Origin of the sequence: Sphingomonas sp. dw_22, from assembly GCF_018449795.1 — a bacterium.
Taxonomy (GTDB): domain Bacteria; phylum Pseudomonadota; class Alphaproteobacteria; order Sphingomonadales; family Sphingomonadaceae; genus Sphingomonas.
This window is the reverse complement of the sequence record NZ_JAAVVE010000018.1, coordinates 58,717-76,556: the sequence shown is the minus strand read 5'-3', so window position 1 is coordinate 76,556 and position 17,840 is coordinate 58,717. Positions and strand designations below refer to the sequence as shown.

Sequence of the window (17,840 nt, the reverse complement as noted above, 5' to 3'; positions counted from 1 at the left end):
CGGTGGCGCCGGGCACGTCGCGGCTGCGCATCTCGCTGACGCTCAACATCGACACGGCCGACATCGCCGCGCTCGCCTCCGCGATCGGGGACGCGCTGTGAGCGCGATCGTCGTCACCGGCACCGATACCGATATCGGCAAGACGATATTCGCCGTCGCGCTCGCCCGGGCGCTGGGGGCGACCTATTGGAAACCGGTCCAGGCCGGGATCGAGGATGGCGGCGATGCCGCAACCGCGGCGCGGCTGGGCGTCCCCATTTTGCCCGAAGCCTATCGGCTGAACACGCCCTGCTCGCCCCACCGCGCGGCCGAGATCGACGGCGTGACGATCGACCCTGATCGGCTCGCGATTCCCGATGTCCCAGGCTTGGTGATCGAGGGTGCCGGCGGCGTGCTGGTGCCGATCACGGCCGAGCTGCTGTTCGCCGACCTGTTCGCGCGCTGGGGTGCTCCGGTGGTGCTGGTGGCGCGTACCGGGCTCGGCACGATCAACCACAGCCTGTTGTCGATCGAAGCGCTCCGCGCGCGCGGCGTGGAGCCGCTCGGGATCGCCTTTGTCGGCGAACCCGTGGAAGACAGCGAGGCGACGATCGCCCGGATCGGCGGCGTCCGCCGGCTGGGACGCCTGCCGCGCCTCGACCGCGTGACTCCGGAAACGCTCGATACCGCCTTCGCCGCCCATTTCCGCGCCGGGGATTTCGCATGAGCTCGCCGATCTGGCACCCCTTCACCCAGCACGGCCTTCAGGAGCCGATCCCGCTCGTCACCCATGCCGAGGGCGCCGCGCTCCACACCGCCGATGGCCGCCGGGTGATCGACGCCATTTCTTCCTGGTGGGTGACGACGCACGGCCATCGCCATCCCCGGATCATGGCGGCAATCGCGGCGCAGGCCGAGCGGATGGACCAGATCATCTTCGCCGGCTGGACGCACGAGCCCGCCGAGGCGGTGGCGCGCGGGCTGACCGCAATCATGCCGCCGGAACTGACCCGCGTCTTCTTCTCCGATTCGGGCTCCACCAGCGTCGAGGTCGCGCTGAAGATGGCGCTCGGCTTCTGGGTGAACCGGGGGGCGCCGCGCCACCGCATCCTGGTGCTGGAGCACAGCTATCATGGCGACACGATCGGGGCGATGTCGGCGGGCGCGCGGGGCACGTTCACCCGGCAATATGAGCCGCTGCTGTTCGACGTGGGCACCATCCCCTTTCCCGAGCCGGGCGCCGAACAGCGCACGCTCGACGCGCTGGAAGCGGCCTGCCGCGAGCATCCGGCGGCCTTCATCGTCGAGCCGCTGGTGCTGGGCGCGGGCGGCATGCGCTTCTATGCGCCGAAGGTGCTCGCGGAGATGCGGCGGATCTGCGTGGCGCACGGCGTGCTGTTCATCGCCGACGAAGTGATGACCGGCTGGGGCCGCACCGGCACGCTGCTGGCCTGCGAACAGGCGGGCGCGGTGCCCGACATCCTCTGCCTCTCCAAAGGCCTGACCGGCGGATCGCTGCCGCTCGCGGTGACGATGGCGAGCGAGGCGATCTACCAGGCGCATTACGCGGCCGATCGCGCGCGGATGTTCTTCCATTCCTCCAGCTACACCGCCAATCCGATCGCCTGCGCGGCGGCGGCAGCCAATCTGGAGATCTGGCGCGAGGAGCCGGTGCTGGAGCGCGTGGCCTTGCTCGCCGAACGCCAACGCGCGGCGCTGGAAGCGATCGCCCGCCATCCCGCCGTGCGCAACCCGCGCAGCCACGGCACGATCGCCGCGTTCGAGCTCGGCTCGGGCGAGAGCCGCTACCTTTCCGATCTCGGCCCGCGCCTGCTCGCCTTCTTCCGCGAGCGCGACCTGCTGCTCCGCCCGCTCGGCAACACCATCTACGTGATGCCGCCCTATTGCATCGATGAGACCGATCTCGGCCGGGTCCATGCCGCCATCGCCGAGGCTTGCGATAGCTTCTAGCCCGGATCGACCTTCTATCCGTCACCCCGGCACTTCGGCCGGGGTGACGATGGGGGGACCGTCTACCCCACGAACGATCCCCGCGCGTCGGAGAGCCTGCCCTGCTCGGCGAGCTTGGCGATCCGATCGGCACGCGCCTCGGAATCGGTCATCTTGCTGGTCGTGCGGGCATGGCGCGCCTGCAGATAGGCCGCGATCAACCTGCGCTCATCCGAAGTCGACCAAGTTGACGGGTCCGGCGGGGAATCGCCGAACAGCGCCTGTAGCCCGAGCTTGAGCGTGCCGGGCACATGGCCCGGCCGGTTGGTATGCTCGTCGAGCAACTGGGCGATGCCGAACTCCGAGGTGATCCACGCATGGAGCGGCTGGCCGAGCGTATTCGCGTCGATGAAACGCTTGATCCGCCCGGCGGCGAAGTCGAACTCGGCGAGCCGCATCGCCTCGTGCTGCCCGGCCCGCCAGAAGCGATAGGCCCATTTGACGTCACGGAGCTGCTGCTTCTCCGCCGCGCTGTCGAGCAAACTACCCTTCAGCACCAGCCGCCCCGTCACCGCGCCGGGGCTCGCCAGCTTCACGTCGAGATCGAACCGGCCGAAACATTCGGCATAGGCGGCGGCGTCGCTGCGCTTCAGATGGTCGAGCAGCGCCGGCAATTCGCCTTCCCCGCCATCCTGCCCTGCAGTCCATTGCAGGATGCCGAACGACATGAAGGACGCGTCCCAGCTATTCACCGCATCGAGCAGCCCCTCGTTGACGCTCACCGCCTTCATCACGCGCACCACCGAGGGGGAGGCGACGGGCGCCTGCGGACGGCCCGCCAGCCAGGATTCGATCGAAAGGGTGCCGCTGGTGACGAAGCCCTTCTTGAAGACCTGCGCGAACTGCCTGCCCTGGGGCGTGAACGCCTTGCCATCCGAGGAGACCATGGCCGGATGCGCGGCATCGTCGGGAGGCGGGAGGGCGACGGCCGGCGCGCTCGGTGCCGGCGGCGCGGGCGGCTGGATCGCGACGCCCGGATTGTCCTTCTCCAGCACCGCCCAGGTCTTCGGACCTGCGATCCCGTCCGGGACCAGCTTCGCGCTGCGCTGGAAGGCGCGCAGCGCGGCTTCGGTGTTCGGCCCGAACACGCCGTCCTGCTTGAGGCTGAGCAGGCCCTGCAGCAGCTCGACCATCGGCCCGCGCGCGCCGCGCCGCAGCGTCGGGCGATCCGCGGCATCCTTGGCGGGGATCGGCGGCGGCGGCGTCTTGCCCGCGAGCAGATCGGACACGCCGCGCCGGAACACCGCCATGTCGAAGCTCGGATCGGGCTTGCGGCCGGCAGGCAGCGCATATTCCTTGTGCCCGCAGCACATGTTCGCGCCCGCCCCGATCCGCTTCAGGATCGCCGCCGCGCCGCGCCGATAGGCGTCCATCTGCACGTCGGGCCAGGGATCGCTGCCGCTATTCTCCGCCTCGATGCCGATGAAGCTCGAATTGCCGGTGGCGATCCCCTCCCAGCTGCCCGCGCCGGCATGGTTGGCCCGGCCGGCCGCGACGACATAGAAGGTGCCGTCGCGCCCCAGTCCGAGCTGCGCCAGCGGCCCCGCCAGATCGGAGCGCCCGCGGATCAGCAGGTCGAGCGTCGGCATGTTCTTGTCGAGATGCCCGGGCGTGGCGGTGTGGTGGCACATCACGCCGCGTACCGTCCCCATCTCCGCGCGGCCGCGCGCGCGCCAATTCTCGGTCTCGGCGACCTTCAGGCCGGCAGCCTCCAGCACTTCGGGCAGCCAGGTGAGCGAATAGACCATCTTCCCCTCCCCTCACGCGGCTTCGGCAGCAACGGTTTCGGCCTTGGCGACGCCGCCGGACGCCCCCGGCAAATCGACATCCTGCGTCACCTGATCGTCGGGCAGGTCGACATCGCAGGCGCAGGCATCGGTGGCCGCCTCTTCGGGCACCGGATCGGCCTCCGGCGCCTCGGATGCCTTCTCCGCCTCCCCGGCCGCTGCCGCCATCCGCGTGCGCTCGGCCTCGGCGATGATCGGGCGGACCGGCGGCTGATCGGTCGAAACCGCCGCCTTCTCCAGGATGTCGGGCACGAAGCGCTCGGAGAATCCCGCGATGAACCCGGCGATCAGCACGTTGATCCACAGCAGGTTCGGTCCGAAACGCGCGCTGCCGAGCGTGATCGTGACGAGCCCCGACAGGATCAGCCCCATCAGCACGGGGCCGGAGATCGCGCCGATCAGCATGCGCAGCCCCGCATCGATCACGTTCGACCAGCGCTGGAGATCGGGGAGCACGGTGCGGCTGCGGATCGCCAGCGCGATCGAGAAGAAGGCGCCACCGGTGCCCGCCGCGGCCGAACGCCACAAAGCAAGGCTGGTGCCGTGGAAATTGCCGATCAGCGTGGCGAGTAGGATGAGAAACAGCACGCCCAGCCCGGTCGCGAGCGCGGCCGCCAGATATTCGACTCGCCCGGCGCCGACCCGCTCGCCCAATATGTCCTGCTTGATCCCGGTCAGCAGTTGCTGGGCGGTATCGACATCGCCTTCGAACGCGACGACCAGCGCGTCGCCGACGCGGCGGTCATAGCGTTCGGCGCGGGCGCGCCTGGCGCCGCCCCTGGCGCTGGTCCGCCAGCCGTCGATCAGGCCGTTTATCTCGCCTCGCAGCGGATTCAGCCGCGCCAGCTCGGCACGCTGGGCATTGGCGAGGTCGGTTTCGTCGGCAAAATGCACCATCACGCTGCGCGCGGTGCGATAGACGCCATAAACGGGCGGCTTGCGGGCATAGAGGTCGGTGATCTCGACCCCCATCGCATCCTTGCCCGGCAGAGACAGGTCGGCAACGTTCATGCTGGTCCCCCCGATCGGTGGCCAAGTTCCTCGAACGCGAAACGCACGGATGGTCACCGTCTGGTGACACATCCGAACCAATGCTGTGGCGACTCAGTCTTCACGGTGGCGCATGCGACCGCGGACATGGGCAGGAGGATGCCCTGTATCGGGGGGAAGTCAAGCAGGACGGCGGCGCGGACGCCGCCGATTTGATTACTTGCGGTGGTTGCCCCGCCAATAGAGCAGACCGGCCACGATCGCAGCCGAACCGATGCCGACAGCGGCGCCGATGCCGATCTGGGTGCGAGTCGGCTGCAAGCGGCGCTTGCGCGCAGCGGCCAGTTCCTTGACCGCGGCTACCGTCTCGTTGTCGGCGCCGTCGTGCGGCGACTCCGCGATCGGATAAGGGGACTGGACTTCTTCGGGGAGGGGCGGCTTCTTCGTCATGATCGTCCTTCTGATACGCCGAACCTGAACGTCCGGCTAATGCGGCGGTTTCATGCGCACTTGCAAGTCGCCATGCGCTGCGCGCACAAGGCCGCGCATGAACCCGCTCTATGCCGGGATGGGCACCACCATCTTCGAAGCCATGTCCGCCCGCGCCCGCGCGACCGGGGCGATCAACCTGGGCCAGGGCTTCGCCGACGGGCGCGGCCCCGAGGCCGTTCTGGAAGCCGCCGCGCGCGCCGTGCTGGAGAAATCGAACCAGTATCCGCCGATGATCGGCTTGCCCGAGCTGCGCCAGGGAGTCGCCGATCATTATGCCCGGCACCAGGGGCTGAACCTCTCGGCCGACGAAGTGGTTGTCACCTCGGGCGCCACCGAGGCGCTGGCCGCCTCGCTGTTTGCGCTGATCGAGCCGGGCGACGAAGTGATCTGCTTCCAGCCGCTTTACGACGCCTATGTGCCGCTGATCCGACAAGCCGGCGGCGTGCCCCGCTTCGTCCGCCTGAGCCCGCCCGAATGGAAGATCGACAAGGCCGCGCTCGAGGCGGCCGTCACGCCGCGCACGAAGCTGTTGCTGCTCAACAACCCGCTCAATCCGGCCGCGACGATGTGCAGCGCCGGGGAACTCTCGGTGATCGCCGATGTCTGCGTCGCGCACAATCTGATCGCGGTGTGCGACGAAGTGTGGGAACATGTCACCTTCGACGGCGCGCGCCATCTGCCGCTGATCGGCTTTCCCGGTATGCGCGAGCGCACCGTGAAGATTGGTTCGGCCGGCAAGATCTTCGCGCTCACCGGCTTCAAGGTCGGCTGGATGTGCGCCGCCCCGCATATCGCCCGCGTGCTCGCCAAGGCGCACCAGTTCCTCACCTTCACCACCCCGCCCAACCTGCAATGGGCGGTGACCGAGGGCCTCGCGACGCAGGACGGTTGGGTGCAGGAGGCACGCCACCGCTTCCAGCAGGGCCGCGACCGGCTGAAGGCCGGGCTGGAGGGCGCAGGCTTCGTCACCCTGCCCAGCGCCGCGACCTATTTCCTCTCGGTCGATCTCGCGGCGTCGGGAATCGCGCTGGGCGACGTCGCCTTCTGCGACCAGCTGATCGACGAGGCCGGCGTCGCGGCGATCCCGGTCTCGGCCTTCTATGCCGAGGACGCGGTGACCAACGTCGTGCGCTTCTGCTTCGTCAAGGAAGACGCGACGCTGGACGCCGCGATCGAGCGCATCGCCGGCGCGCGCGCCGCGCTGGGCACCGGATAAAGAAAGACGCTGCGCCATCGACGAGTGTGGAACAGCCCAAATCCTACATTGCAATATGCGCATCGGCCGATGCGCATTCGTCCCGGCTGAGCGGACGAAATGACGATTTCCAATATTATCCTCGAATATCGAGGAACCAGTGGCCATCGTGGCGCGCTTCACTCCCGTCAAGGACGAAGCCACGCTCGATCTGAGCGATTGCGCGCGCAATCAAAGCAAACAAATTCGTTTATTCGATAGTTTGGATCGTCTGGTCGATACCTGAACAACCCCGCTCGACATGGCGCATTCGCCGGACCGCGGGGCAATTGGAGTTGCAGACATGCAGTATTTTAGTTTCCTGATGCGTAGCGCCGGTATTTCAGCGCTGCTCATCGCGACGCCTGCGCTTGCGCAGAGCCGCATCGATCGCGCCCGCACCGCCGTCACCGAGGCATCCGCCAAGGTGGAAGCGGCACAGACCGCCGGCGCGGCGACCTATGCTCCAGACACGATGGGCCGCGCGCAGGAGGCGCTGCGCGGTGCCCGGGATCAGTTGGCGCACGACAATCGCGACTCGACGATCAGCGAGGCGCATCGCGCCTCGGGCCTGGCCGACCAGGCGCTGGCCGAATCCGAGCGCAACAAGGCGACCCGGGCATCGGCCGAGCGGGATGCCCGGCTGAGCGCCGAAGCGACTGCCAATGCCGCCACCGCGGATGCGGCGATCGAGCGCAACCAGCGCGTGGTAGCGGAAGGTGCTGCCATCACGGCGCAGGGCAACGCGGCGGAGGCGCAGCGCGCGGCCTCCAACGCGGAGGCAGAAGCATCGGCGGCCCGGATCGCGGCCGCGACGCCGCCCACCACCACCGTAACGGTCGACCGCACCACCACCAGTGGCCCGGCGGTCAAGAAGACGACCACCGTGCGCAAGGTCGCGCCCAAGGCGGCGACGCCGGCCAGTTCGACCACGACGACGACCACGGTGAAAACCGAGCCGCGCTAACGGTTCAGATCCGGTCGAGCACCCCGCGCTCGGTGATGTAGCCCGTCACCAGCCGGGCCGGCGTGACGTCGAAGGCCGGATTGGCGGCAGGGGAATCGGTGACCTTCACGGTCATGATTCCCCCCTCGCCCGGCCCGGTGAACCGCGTCAGCTCCTCGGGCGACCGCTCCTCGATCGGGATGTCGGCACCGCTGGCGGTGTCCGGATCGAAGGTCGTGTAGGGCAGCGCGACATAGAAGGGCACGCCGTTGTCCGCCGCCGCCAGCGCCTTCAGATAGGTGCCGATCTTGTTGCAGACGTCACCGTTCGCGGTGACGCGATCGGTGCCGACCACCACCGCATCCACCTGCCCCTTCATCATCAGCAGGCCGCCGGCATTGTCGGCGATCACCGTGTGCGGCACGCCGTGGTTGCGCAGCTCGAACGCCGTCAGCAGCGCGCCCTGGTTGCGCGGGCGGGTTTCATCCACCCAGACATGCACCGGAATGCCGGCATCGTGCGCGAGATAGATCGGCGCGGTGGCGGTGCCGTAATCGACCGTCGCCAGCCAGCCGGCGTTGCAATGGGTGAGGATGTTGAGCGGCCGCCCCGGATTCTTCGCGTGCAGTTCACGGAACAGCGCCAGCCCGTGCTCGCCGATCGCGCGGCACAGCTCGGCATCCTCGTCGCAGATCGCATCGGCCTTGGTGAAGGCGGCTTCGGCACGATCGGCATCGGGCAAGTCGCGCACCGCCATGCGGACGGCGTCAAGCGCCCAGCGCAGGTTGATCGCGGTGGGGCGCGTTTCGAGGAGCTTGTCGTAGGCCGAATCCAGCACCGCATCGCCCGGATCCACCGCCAGCGCCATCGCCAGACCATAGGCCGCGGTCGCCCCGATCATCGGCGCTCCGCGCGTCCACATCTCGCGGACCGCGACCGCCGCGGCATCGACGTCGCGCAGCTCGACCCACAGTATTTCCCAAGGCAGCTTGCGCTGGTCGAGGATGCGGATGCCCTTGCCGTCCTCGGTGCGGGCGATCGAGCGGGTGTGGCGGCCTTCGAGGATCATGCACGTATCTCCGCCAGGCTGTGGACGTCGCCGGCATCGCCTTCGCGATCGATCAGCAGCGCCTGCAATCCGGCATCACGCGCGGCATCGATTTCGGCCTGGATATCGGAGACGAACAGCACGTCACCCGGCATTGCGCCGATGGCGTCCGCAATCTTCGCATAGGAGCCGGTCTCGCGCTTCGGGCCGGTGGTCGTGTCGAAATAGCCTGAGAGCAAAGGCGTCAGGTCGCCCGCAACCGAATGGCCGAAGATCAGCTTCTGCGCCGCGATCGAGCCCGAGGAATAAATGAACACCGGAAGGCCCGCCTGCGTCCAGCGACGCAGCGCCTCGGGCGTGTCGGGATAGACATGCCCCTTCAGTTCGCCATCGGCATAGCCCTGCGCCCAGATCAGCCCCTGGAGCGTCTTGAGCGGCGTCTCCTTGCGGTCCTCATCGATCCAGCGGAGCAAGGTCGCGACCCGATCGTCGCCCGGCACTTCGGCCAGGATCGGCGCGGACACTTCAGGATGGTTCTGAACGAACGCCGCCAGATGCCTGCGTGCATAGGGGAATAGTTCATCGGCGACGAACGAGATGCTGCTAGTCGTGCCTTCGATATCGAGGAGGATGGCTTTAGGGTCAGTCATCTTGTCTCTTCGTCATCCCGGCGAAGGCTGGGATCCAGGGTTATGGGCGATGCGCTGCTTGGCTCTGGATCCCGGCCTTCGCCGGGATGGCGGGCGAAGCTCAGGCCGTGACCGGCTCATGCCGCGGAAAGCGGTCGGCGATCGGATCGCCGGTGAAGTTGGCGATCCAGCCGTCGGGATTGGTGAACAGGCGGATCGCGGTAAAGCGCGGCGAAGGCCCCATGTCGAACCAGTGCCGCGTGCCGGCCGGAACCGAGATCAGGTCGCCCTCGGTGCAGAGCACCGCATAGACGCGCTCCCCCGCCCGCAGCGTAAACAGCCCCTCGCCCTCGACGAAGAAGCGCACCTCGTCCTCGCTATGGCGATGCTCGGACAGGAACTTGGTGCGGAGCGCCCCCTTCTCGGGATGATCGGGCACCATGCGGATCACATCGACCGACTGGTAGCCGTTCTCGGCCTTCAGCCGATCGACCTCGGGCGCGAACGCCTCCAGCACTGCGTCCTGATCGGCATCGGCGGCAATGGCGCGCGACGGCCATTGCTCGAAGCGCACGCCGAGCGGCTTCAGCGCCTCTGCGATCGCGGCGGGATCGCTGGTGTCGGCGAGCGGCGCGCCGCCCTCTTCCGGATAGATTCGCAACTGGGTCATTGCTTCCAAGCCCTTCTGAAGCCGAGCTCGGCCAGCTCGGCGGCGATCAGCCATTCGGTAGCCTCGAGCACGCGCTCGGCCTCGTCCAAGTCCTTGCCCCAGGCATAGAGCCCGTGACTGCGAATAAGATAGGCAGGCGCGGCGCCCGGTTCCAGCAGCCTGGGCGCGATCGCGGCATCGATCACCGCCATGTCCTGGCTGTTTTCCACGATCGGCAGGCGTATCTCGGCCTCGTGCGTGGCGTTGCCCGGGAAGGCCTTGAGCATCTCATGCCCGCGGAACACCCATTCGCTCTGCCCCTCCGCCGCACGGCTGAGGCCCACCGCCTCGGGCGAATGGCCGTGCAGCACGGCCTGCACATCGGGAAACAGGCGATACAGCGCGAGGTGCAGCGCGGTTTCCGCCGAGGGCTTGTTCTGGCCGATCGCCCGCCCCTTGCCGTCGATCCGCATGATCCCGGCGGGGGTCAGCCGCCCCTTGTGCCAGCCGGACACGGTGACGGCGAAGCTGCCGTCGTCGAGCCGGACCGAATAATTGCCCGCCGTGGCCGGAGCCCAGCCGCGTGCGTCAAGTCGCCGCCCGGTTTCCACCAGCGCGCGGGCAGCGTCGTCGAAAGCCATGCTCTTCATACCCTCGCCTTAGCGCATCCCGCGCATCCGCAAGCAGTAGATTTACTTGGCCGAAGGGATGGGCTGGACGATTTCCCGCGCCGGCTCGGCCGTCCACACCGCAGGCCCGATCGCGGGCGGATCGCCGCGCATCGTCACCACGTCGAACGCATCGCCGGCCAGCGCGCCAGGATCGGCAAGGATCATCGGCGAAGGATACGGGATCGGCTCCAGATCGATCAGCATGGTCTCGATGACCGGAGCCCCGCGCCGGCGGCGCGGCGCATTGTCGGCGATCGTCGTCGCGGCCTGAGCCGGGAATGCCGGGGCGCCCTCGATCCGGTGCCCGACCACCGACACCGACACGCCCAGATCGGTCAGTGCATAGAGCTGCTCGGCGAATGCGCGCGGCATGCGGATGCAGCCGTGCGACGCGGGATAGCCGGGCAGTTGCCCCGCATGCATCGCGATCCCCGACCAGGTGAGCCGCTGCATGAAGGGCATCGGCGCATTGCTGTAGAGGTTCGAGCGGTGGAACGGCTTTTTCTGGAGGATCGTATAGTCGCCCACCGGCGTCTCGCGGCCGCGCGATCCGGTGGAGACCGTGGTCACGCCGATGATCTCGCCGTCGCGATACACATAGGCGCGCTGATCGGGCAGGCTGACGGTGATCGAAATCCGGCTCGGCGCGGTGCTCGCGCGGATGAGCCGAGGCTGGTCGAACCAGACATATTGCCCGGCCCGCAGCCCGTCCCCCGCCATAGCCGGCGGGACGAAGAGCATCGTGCAGAAAAGAACGGCGGCACCCAGGGCAGCGCGCATCGGCGAAAGTCTCCAACGGCGGGACTCGCACGTCCCCTCGCGGAGAAAATGGTTAACCGAGATTCATTCCATTGCCGAATCATGTTCGCCGGCAACACGGCGGATAGTTCCCGGAAATGTCCCGCAATGCGCCAGTCTTCGGCGAACCGGGCACGAGACACGGCGAATCGCACCCAGCGGAGCCTTTGTTAAACCAATTGGACGGCCCATCTCTGATATACCCTCAGCGGGGCAAGTGTTTAGCGGGCGTAAAGCATAGTGAATGATATATTCGGGTCAGCGCGGTCGCGTCGTGCGCTTTTGAAATCGGCGCTGGTCATGGCGAGCGGTGCGGCAGTGTCCGCCTGCGCCTCCAAGGCGATGAACCTCGCCGTCGCGGCCCCGCCGCTGGCGCCGCCGGCTCCGGTTCCCGTCGCGCCGATCCCCAAGGCGCCCGCAGTCGCCGCCAGGAAGCCCCTCGCCCCGATCGGCGTCCGTCCCGAACTGTTCAAGCGCGCCACCGCCGCGCTCGACCGGCATTCGATGCGCATCCCCTCGCACGATCGCATCGCCGTCGCCGATTTCTCCACCAATTCCGCCCGCCCGCGCTTCCACCTCATCAACATGGGCACCGGCGAGGTCGAGAGCTTCCTGGTCGCGCACGGCATCGGTTCCGATCCCGAGCATACCGGCCTGCTCCATCGCTTCTCGAACGAAGTGAATTCGGAAGCGACCTGCGAGGGCGCGTTCCTCACCGCCGATTATTATGTCGGCAAGCATGGCGATTCGCAGCGGCTGCTGGGCCTCGACCCCACCAACAACAATGCGCTCGGTCGCGCGATCGTGGTGCATTCGGCCTGGTATTCGAACCCGGACATGATCGCGAAGCACGGCAAGCTCGGCCGCAGCCAGGGCTGTTTCGCGGTCGGCGAGCAGGAGCTTGCCAAGGTGTTCGAGCGCCTCGGCCCTGGCCGGATGATCTTCGCCGCCCGCGTCTGATCTGATTGTTTGGCGTCCATCGGGGTTGGCACGCAGCCATCCCAACGACTAGGACGCTTCCCATGACCGAGACGCTGTCGCCCGTGCTGCCCGATCAGGTCGACCGTGCGGCGCGCGCGGTGCTCGAACGAGCCTGCGACCGCGATCTCACCCTCGCCACCGCCGAGAGCTGCACCGGCGGCCTGCTCGCCTCGCTGCTGACCGATGTCGAGGGCGCGTCGCACGCCTTCGAGCGAGGCTTCGTGGTCTATACCGATGCCGCCAAGTCCGAGCTGCTCGGCATCCCGCTGGAACAGATCGAGCGCCACGGCGCGGTCAGCGCGGAGATCGCGCGCGCCATGGCCGAGGGCGCGCTTGCCGGCAGCGGCGCCGACGTCGCGATCGCGGTGACGGGCTTCGCCGGCCCCGGCGCGCCGGGCGACGAACCGGGCCTTGTCCACTTCGCCTGCGCGCGGCAGGGACGCGCCACGTTAAGCCGCGAGGAGCATTTCGGCGATATAGGCCGCGGTCCAGTGCGGATCGAATGCATGCGCGTCGCGCTCGACATGCTCTCGCAGGTGCTTTGAATGGCTGAGACCCACCCCTTCTTCTCGATCCACCGCCAGGGGATGATCCGCGCGGGCGTCTGCACGCCGATGATGACGGTGGCCGATCCCGCCGCCAATGCGCGCGCGACGATCGCGCTGGCCGAGCAGGGCGATGCGCGGGGCGCCGACCTGCTCGTCTTCCCCGAGCTCAACGTCACTTCCTACGCGATCGACGACCTGCATCTGCAGGACGCTATCCTCGACGCGACCGAGGCGGGCATCGCCGCGATCGTCGAAGCGAGCGCCGAGCTCAAGCCGGTGCTGCTGGTCGGCGCCGCGCTTCGCCGCAACGGCCGCGTCTATAATTGCGCGCTGGCGATCGCCCGCGGCCGCATCCTGGGCGTGGTGCCCAAATCCTATCTGCCCAACTACCGCGAATATTACGAGAAGCGCTGGTTCGCGCCCGGCGCGGGCCTGGTCGGGCTGGAGATCGACGTCGCCGGCCGGCGCGTGCCGTTCGGCACCGACCTGATCTTCGCGGCGAGCGACCTTGCCGACTTCGTCTTCCATATCGAGATCTGCGAGGACTATTGGGCGCCGCTGCCCCCCTCCACCTTCGGCGCGCTCGCCGGGGCGCTGGTGCTGTGCAACCTCTCGGCCTCCAACATCGTCATCGGCAAGGCGCGTGAGCGGGAATTGCTCTGCGCCTCGCAATCGGCCCGAGCGGTAGCGGCCTACCTCTATTCGGCGTCCGGCCCGGGCGAGAGCACGACCGACCTCGCCTGGGACGGCCAGGGGCTGATCTACGAGCTGGGCGAGTTGCTGGCCCGCTCGGAGCGTTTCGAGCTGACCACCGAAGTCGTCTGCGCCGATATCGACCTCGAGCGGCTGCGGCTCGAACGGATGCGGATGGGCACGTTCAACGATTGCGCCAATGCCAATGGCGCGCCGGAGATGCGCTTCCGCCGGATCGCATTCGCCCACCAGCCCGACTTCGCCGATCGCGGCCTGGTGCGCCCGCTGCGCCGCTTCCCCTTCGTGCCCAACACGCCGTCGAAGCTGGAGGCCGATTGCTACGAGGCGTTCAACATCCAGGTGGAGGGCCTGCGCCAGCGCGTTGCCGCCACCGGCACCCGCCATCTGGTGATCGGCGTCTCGGGCGGGCTCGATTCCACCCATGCCCTGATCGTCGCGGTCAAGGCGATGGAGCGGCTCGGCCGGCCGGCCTCCGACATCCTCGGCTTCACCATGCCCGGCTTCGCCACCGGCGACGCGACCAAGGCCAATGCCTGGGCACTGATGCACGCGCTGGGCATCACCGGCGAGGAGATCGACATCCAGCCCGCCGCGCGCCAGATGCTCGGCGATCTCGGCCATCCCTTCGCCAAGGGCGAGCCGGTTTACGACATCACCTTCGAGAATGTGCAGGCGGGCCTGCGCACCGACTATCTCTTCCGCCTCGCCAATCAGCGCCAGGGCATGGTCGTCGGCACCGGCGACCTGTCCGAGCTGGCGCTGGGCTGGTCCACCTATGGCGTCGGCGACCAGATGAGCCATTACGGCGTCAATGCCGGCGTGCCCAAGACGCTGATCCAGTATCTCATCCGCTGGACCGTCCAGACCGGCCAGTTCACCGGCGAGGCCGCCGCTGTGCTGGAGGCGATCCTCGATACCGAGATTTCGCCCGAGCTTGTCCCCGCCGACGCGGACGGCAGGATGCAGAGCACGCAGGACCGGATCGGCCCCTATGAGCTCCACGATTTCTTCCTCCATTATACCGTTCGCCACGGGTTGAGGCCGTCCAAGATCGCCTTCCTGGCGTGGCAGGCGTGGAAGGATCGCGATGCGGGGCTCTGGCCGATCAACTTCCCGGAGGCGGGGCGCAACCAGTACGACCTAGAGACCATCGCGAAGTGGCTGGAGGCGTTCCTCAAGCGCTTCTTCCAGACCAGCCAGTTCAAGCGATCGGCGCTGCCCAACGGCCCCAAGGTCTCGGCCGGCGGCGCGCTGAGCCCCCGCGGCGACTGGCGCGCGCCCTCGGACAGCGTGGCGACGGCGTGGATCGAGGAGCTGCGGAAGGCGCTGCCCTAACGCCCCAGCATATCCGCCACACAGCGCAGGAGCTGGTGCGTTTCGAACGGCTTGCGCAGCACCGAGACCTGCGGCCCCGCGATCGAATCCAGCCGTTCGGACTCCGCATATCCCGTGACGACGATCACCGGCAGCGTCGGATCTTCCTCGCGCACCAGCCGGGCGACATCGGCACCGCTCATGCCGGGCATCACGAAATCGACGATCAGCAGGTTCGGCCGCCGCGCCTTGACCAGCGCCACCCCGGCATTGCCGTCCGGCGCCTCCTCGACCTCGGCGCCCGCGGTGCGCAGCATATCGGCAAGCGTCGCGCGGACCTGGTCGTCGTCATCGACAAGCGCGATGCGACAGCCGCTCAGATCGGCCCGCATATCGTGCGCGGCATCGTCCTGCACCTCGCGCACCGGCTCCGTCGCCGCGAGCGGCAGGAATAGGGTGATCGCCGTCCCCTTGCCGATTTCGGAGTCGATCGTGAGCACTCCGCCCGATTGGCGCGCGACGCCGAACGCCATCGACAGGCCGATGCCGGTGCCGCGGCCCACACCCTTGGTGGTGAAGAAAGGCTCGACCGCGCGCTTCGCCACCTCGGGCGGCATGCCGGTGCCGGTATCCGCGACGGTCAGCGCCACATAATCACCGGCGGGAAGATCGGGCGCCACCACGCCGCTGCGAAGCTCGGCCGAAATGGTCAGCGTGCCGCCCTCAGGCATCGCGTCGCGCGCATTGAACGCCAGGTTCAGCACAGCCAGCTCAAGCTGCAACGGATCGGTCTCGACGTTCCAGCTCGGATCGATCGGCTCGACCTTGAGCGTGCTGAGCGGCGCCACCGCCCGCTCGACCAGCCCGCGCATCCCGCCGATCAGCTCCGCCAGCCGCACCGAGCTGACGTCGAGCCGCTGCTTGCTGGAAAAGGCCAGCAATTGCCCGGTGACGATGCGCCCGCGCTCCACGGCATCGAGCGCGCTCGCGCTCCAGCGCACCACGCGATCGGCATCGTCGGGCTTGCGCGCGATCAGTTCGAGATTGCCGGCAACAGCTTGCAGCAGGTTATTGAAATCATGCGCGATTCCGCCGGTGAGCTGGCCCACCGCCTCCAGCTTCTGCGACTGGAGCAGCGCCGCCTCGATATCCTCGCGCTGGGCGATCTGCTCGCGCAGCTCCTTCAGCACGGCATCGCGTTCGGCGACGATCGCCGCCAGCTCGGCATTGGCCGCGGCGAGCTTGTGGGGAGAAGGCAGCGCGATCGCCTTGGGCAGCAACGGCCAGAGCACCGCCGCCGTAGCGATCGAGGCGACGGCCGTCACCACCTTCACCGCCGCCTCCAGCCCATAGACCGGCTGCCACAGCGTCCAGATCGCCATCAGATGGGTGCATCCGCAGGCCAGGATGAAGATCGCAAAGCACCAGAAGACCCAGCCGAAAGCCAGTTCGCGGCGGCGGATCAGCGTGACCAGCACGATGGGAATCGAGAAATAGGCCAGCGCGATCACCGCGTCGGCGATCACATGCGTCCAGACCAGTCCCGGTTGCCACAACAGACAATAGCCGTGTGGCGCGTAACTGCCGTTCGAAAAAGCGGCGAGCAGCCCTTCCATGACGATCCCCCAGCCGCGCCAAGCACACGAAATAACGTGATTTACTCCGAATTCCTTCCTCCGGAACCTAAGGGAAATGCCCGGATAGGCGGATCAAGTCCACCGGACTGTTCACGTTCGGAATGGATATGTCCATAACATAGGGCAAGCCTCCCGCAACCTGGGCCCATCCGCGCACGGACCGATCGGAAGCCCCCGCCAGATGCGCATCGAGCGACGCGGCGAGTGTGACGGGCCACAGGCCGATCACCGGCATCCCCGCTACAAAGGCCGCTCCTCCCCGCCTCGTGAGCCGCTCGGCCAGATCCTCCGGCAGGAACGGTGCGTCGCAGGGCATCGTCAGCACCGCATCGAACCCACGCCCGGCGGCGCAATGCAGCGCGGCATTGATCCCGCCGAGGGGGCCCAGCCCCGGCTCGGGACGATCGGCCACCCAGTCGCCCCATTCGCGGCCGCAGACGATCACCGCATCGGTCTGGGCTGCAAGCGCCGCGATGGCATGTTCGATCAACGGCCTGCCGTCGAGCAGCGCCAGCGCCTTGTCCGATCCGAACCGCCGCGACTGCCCGCCTGCCAGCACGGCCCCGAGCAGCCTCATGGCGCCAGCCACAGCAGCGAATCGTCCCGGACCAGCGCCGCCAGCGCGACCCCGGCCCCTCGGGCGCGCTCGGCCGCAAGCGCGGTCGGCGCCGAGATTGCGGCAAGCAGCGGACATCCCGCCAGCGCCGCCTTCTCGACCAGCTCATAGGAGCAGCGCGAGCTGAGCAGCGCGAAGCCGCCCTCCCAGCCGAGCCCTTGCCGCGCCATCGCGCCGATCAGCTTGTCGAAGGCATTGTGCCGCCCGACATCCTCGCGCACGAGGCGGATATCGCCGTCCACCGCGCAGAGTGCCGCGGCATGGACGGCGCCGGTCCGGGCATTGAGCGGCTGCCGGTCGCGCAGCGCCGATGCCGCCCGGAATATCGCTCCCGGCTCGGCCAGCACCGCAGCCGCCACGCGCGGCAGCTCCCGCAGCGCCGCCTCCAGATTGTCGATCCCGCACAGGCCGCAGGCCGAATCGGTGGTGCGATGCCGCACGCGCTCGATCACCGCTTCCCCGTCCGCCACCGTCACGCGGACGATGAACCCCTGTTCGGCAGGGTGGACATCGACATCGATCGGCCGCCCCAGCCGCTCGGATTGCAGGAAGCCGAAGGCGAAATCCTCCAGATCGGCCGGAGTCGCCATCATCACGGCATAGCCGATACCGTTGACCTCGATCGCCACCGGAACCTCCTCCGCCAGCGTCCGTATTCCCGGCATGCGCAGGCCCTGCGGAGTCACGCGATCGAATTGCACGTCCATGCGCCAAGGATAGGGCGCGCGGGCAACGCCGGATAGGGGCGGCGGCGATAGCGCTAACACGGAACGCTGGCGCCGCGCTTCGTGGTGTTC

The 17,840-nt window shown here is 68.1% G+C and carries 19 protein-coding genes; 8 read left to right on the top strand and 11 right to left on the bottom strand.

Annotation, left to right across the window (positions count from 1 at the left end; translation table 11 throughout):
* Positions 1-97 precede the first annotated feature (97 nt).
* Together bioD and HB724_RS10395 are read left to right on the top strand one after the other, a co-directional pair.
* The gene (gene bioD / locus HB724_RS10400; protein ID WP_213980861.1) at positions 98-706 is read left to right on the top strand and encodes a dethiobiotin synthase; all 609 of its coding nucleotides are present in this window, start codon (positions 98-100) and stop codon (positions 704-706) included.
* Entirely contained in the window at positions 703-1,950 is a 1,248-nt protein-coding gene (locus tag HB724_RS10395) for an adenosylmethionine--8-amino-7-oxononanoate transaminase (protein ID WP_213980860.1), read from the top strand. Before bioD ends, HB724_RS10395 begins: the two co-directional genes overlap by 4 nt.
* 62 nt (positions 1,951-2,012) lie before the next feature.
* Here the strand turns inward: HB724_RS10395 and HB724_RS10390 are convergent, their stop codons facing one another.
* The 3 genes from HB724_RS10390 to HB724_RS10380 all read right to left on the bottom strand — a co-directional run bounded on the left by HB724_RS10390 (position 2,013) and on the right by HB724_RS10380 (position 5,216).
* Positions 2,013-3,737, bottom strand: coding sequence for an N-acetylmuramoyl-L-alanine amidase (locus HB724_RS10390; protein WP_213980859.1), 1,725 nt, complete (start codon positions 3,735-3,737; stop codon positions 2,013-2,015).
* A 12-nt stretch (positions 3,738-3,749) separates the two neighbouring features.
* The gene (locus HB724_RS10385) at positions 3,750-4,787 is read right to left on the bottom strand and encodes a hypothetical protein (protein WP_213980858.1); all 1,038 of its coding nucleotides are present in this window, start codon (positions 4,785-4,787) and stop codon (positions 3,750-3,752) included.
* A gap of 195 nt (positions 4,788-4,982) precedes the next feature.
* The gene (locus HB724_RS10380; protein ID WP_213980857.1) at positions 4,983-5,216 is read right to left on the bottom strand and encodes a hypothetical protein; all 234 of its coding nucleotides are present in this window, start codon (positions 5,214-5,216) and stop codon (positions 4,983-4,985) included.
* A 97-nt stretch (positions 5,217-5,313) separates the two neighbouring features.
* Here HB724_RS10380 and HB724_RS10375 point away from each other — a divergent pair, with 97 nt between their 5' ends.
* The 3 genes from HB724_RS10375 to HB724_RS10370 all read left to right on the top strand — a co-directional run bounded on the left by HB724_RS10375 (position 5,314) and on the right by HB724_RS10370 (position 7,459).
* On the top strand, positions 5,314-6,474 hold the full coding sequence (locus HB724_RS10375) for an aminotransferase (protein ID WP_213980856.1): 1,161 nt from the start codon (positions 5,314-5,316) through the stop codon (positions 6,472-6,474).
* Between the two features lie 139 nt (positions 6,475-6,613).
* A complete protein-coding gene (locus HB724_RS20485) occupies positions 6,614-6,739 on the top strand; it encodes a hypothetical protein (protein ID WP_256731441.1) in 126 nt (41 codons plus the stop codon).
* 57 nt (positions 6,740-6,796) lie between these two features.
* Entirely contained in the window at positions 6,797-7,459 is a 663-nt protein-coding gene (locus HB724_RS10370) for a hypothetical protein (protein WP_213980855.1), read from the top strand.
* 4 nt (positions 7,460-7,463) lie between these two features.
* On the opposite strand, the gene mtnA is transcribed toward HB724_RS10370, so the two are convergent.
* The 5 genes from mtnA to HB724_RS10345 form a co-directional block, all read right to left on the bottom strand.
* The gene (gene mtnA / locus HB724_RS10365; RefSeq protein ID WP_213980854.1) at positions 7,464-8,507 is read right to left on the bottom strand and encodes an S-methyl-5-thioribose-1-phosphate isomerase; all 1,044 of its coding nucleotides are present in this window, start codon (positions 8,505-8,507) and stop codon (positions 7,464-7,466) included.
* On the bottom strand, positions 8,504-9,136 hold the full coding sequence (gene mtnC, locus HB724_RS10360) for an acireductone synthase (protein WP_213980853.1): 633 nt from the start codon (positions 9,134-9,136) through the stop codon (positions 8,504-8,506). The genes mtnA and mtnC overlap by 4 nt, the downstream gene beginning before the upstream one ends.
* Positions 9,137-9,236: 100 nt before the next feature.
* Complete coding sequence (locus tag HB724_RS10355) at positions 9,237-9,785, bottom strand: cupin domain-containing protein (RefSeq protein WP_213980852.1); 549 nt, start codon at positions 9,783-9,785, stop codon at positions 9,237-9,239.
* Positions 9,782-10,414 (bottom strand): methylthioribulose 1-phosphate dehydratase, encoded by a 633-nt coding sequence (gene mtnB / locus HB724_RS10350; protein ID WP_213980851.1) that lies wholly within the window; start codon positions 10,412-10,414, stop codon positions 9,782-9,784. Before mtnB ends, HB724_RS10355 begins: the two co-directional genes overlap by 4 nt.
* Before the next feature lie 42 nt (positions 10,415-10,456).
* Positions 10,457-11,215: a L,D-transpeptidase family protein gene (locus tag HB724_RS10345; protein WP_256731440.1), complete on the bottom strand. Its 759-nt coding sequence runs from the start codon at positions 11,213-11,215 to the stop codon at positions 10,457-10,459.
* 318 nt (positions 11,216-11,533) lie between these two features.
* Here HB724_RS10345 and HB724_RS10340 point away from each other — a divergent pair, with 318 nt between their 5' ends.
* The 3 genes from HB724_RS10340 (at position 11,534) to HB724_RS10330 (ending at position 14,811) form a co-directional block, all read left to right on the top strand.
* Positions 11,534-12,193, top strand: a complete 660-nt coding sequence (locus HB724_RS10340; protein ID WP_213980850.1) for a murein L,D-transpeptidase catalytic domain family protein — start codon at positions 11,534-11,536, stop codon at positions 12,191-12,193.
* 62 nt (positions 12,194-12,255) lie between these two features.
* Positions 12,256-12,759: a CinA family protein gene (locus HB724_RS10335; RefSeq protein ID WP_213980849.1), complete on the top strand. Its 504-nt coding sequence runs from the start codon at positions 12,256-12,258 to the stop codon at positions 12,757-12,759.
* A complete protein-coding gene (locus HB724_RS10330; RefSeq protein WP_213980848.1) occupies positions 12,760-14,811 on the top strand; it encodes an NAD(+) synthase in 2,052 nt (683 codons plus the stop codon).
* Here HB724_RS10330 and HB724_RS10325 read toward each other — a convergent pair.
* The 3 genes from HB724_RS10325 to fdhD form a co-directional block, all read right to left on the bottom strand.
* Positions 14,808-16,406 carry a response regulator gene (locus HB724_RS10325; protein WP_213980847.1) on the bottom strand — a complete coding sequence of 533 codons (1,599 nt, stop codon included), beginning with the start codon at positions 16,404-16,406 and terminating at the stop codon, positions 14,808-14,810. The two genes, HB724_RS10330 and HB724_RS10325, sit on opposite strands and share 4 nt — an antisense overlap.
* 67 nt (positions 16,407-16,473) lie before the next feature.
* Entirely contained in the window at positions 16,474-17,004 is a 531-nt protein-coding gene (locus tag HB724_RS10320) for a molybdenum cofactor guanylyltransferase (protein ID WP_213980846.1), read from the bottom strand.
* A complete protein-coding gene (gene fdhD, locus HB724_RS10315; RefSeq protein ID WP_213980845.1) occupies positions 17,001-17,750 on the bottom strand; it encodes a formate dehydrogenase accessory sulfurtransferase FdhD in 750 nt (249 codons plus the stop codon). Before fdhD ends, HB724_RS10320 begins: the two co-directional genes overlap by 4 nt.
* Positions 17,751-17,840 lie beyond the last annotated feature (90 nt).

Coding starts and splice junctions, on each gene's coding strand:
- HB724_RS10390 (WP_213980859.1), bottom strand. CDS start 3,737: ATGGTCTATTCGCTCACCTGGCTGCCCGAAGTGCTGGAGGCTGCCGGC.
- HB724_RS10320 (WP_213980846.1), bottom strand. CDS start 17,004: ATGAGGCTGCTCGGGGCCGTGCTGGCAGGCGGGCAGTCGCGGCGGTTC.
- HB724_RS10335 (WP_213980849.1), top strand. CDS start 12,256: ATGACCGAGACGCTGTCGCCCGTGCTGCCCGATCAGGTCGACCGTGCG.
- HB724_RS10380 (WP_213980857.1), bottom strand. CDS start 5,216: ATGACGAAGAAGCCGCCCCTCCCCGAAGAAGTCCAGTCCCCTTATCCG.
- HB724_RS10370 (WP_213980855.1), top strand. CDS start 6,797: ATGCAGTATTTTAGTTTCCTGATGCGTAGCGCCGGTATTTCAGCGCTG.
- HB724_RS10330 (WP_213980848.1), top strand. CDS start 12,760: ATGGCTGAGACCCACCCCTTCTTCTCGATCCACCGCCAGGGGATGATC.
- HB724_RS10355 (WP_213980852.1), bottom strand. CDS start 9,785: ATGACCCAGTTGCGAATCTATCCGGAAGAGGGCGGCGCGCCGCTCGCC.
- HB724_RS10375 (WP_213980856.1), top strand. CDS start 5,314: ATGAACCCGCTCTATGCCGGGATGGGCACCACCATCTTCGAAGCCATG.
- HB724_RS10395 (WP_213980860.1), top strand. CDS start 703: ATGAGCTCGCCGATCTGGCACCCCTTCACCCAGCACGGCCTTCAGGAG.
- fdhD (WP_213980845.1), bottom strand. CDS start 17,750: ATGGACGTGCAATTCGATCGCGTGACTCCGCAGGGCCTGCGCATGCCG.
- mtnB (WP_213980851.1), bottom strand. CDS start 10,414: ATGAAGAGCATGGCTTTCGACGACGCTGCCCGCGCGCTGGTGGAAACC.
- mtnC (WP_213980853.1), bottom strand. CDS start 9,136: ATGACTGACCCTAAAGCCATCCTCCTCGATATCGAAGGCACGACTAGC.
- HB724_RS10340 (WP_213980850.1), top strand. CDS start 11,534: ATGGCGAGCGGTGCGGCAGTGTCCGCCTGCGCCTCCAAGGCGATGAAC.
- HB724_RS10385 (WP_213980858.1), bottom strand. CDS start 4,787: ATGAACGTTGCCGACCTGTCTCTGCCGGGCAAGGATGCGATGGGGGTC.
- mtnA (WP_213980854.1), bottom strand. CDS start 8,507: ATGATCCTCGAAGGCCGCCACACCCGCTCGATCGCCCGCACCGAGGAC.
- HB724_RS10345 (WP_256731440.1), bottom strand. CDS start 11,215: ATGCGCGCTGCCCTGGGTGCCGCCGTTCTTTTCTGCACGATGCTCTTC.
- HB724_RS10325 (WP_213980847.1), bottom strand. CDS start 16,406: ATGGAAGGGCTGCTCGCCGCTTTTTCGAACGGCAGTTACGCGCCACAC.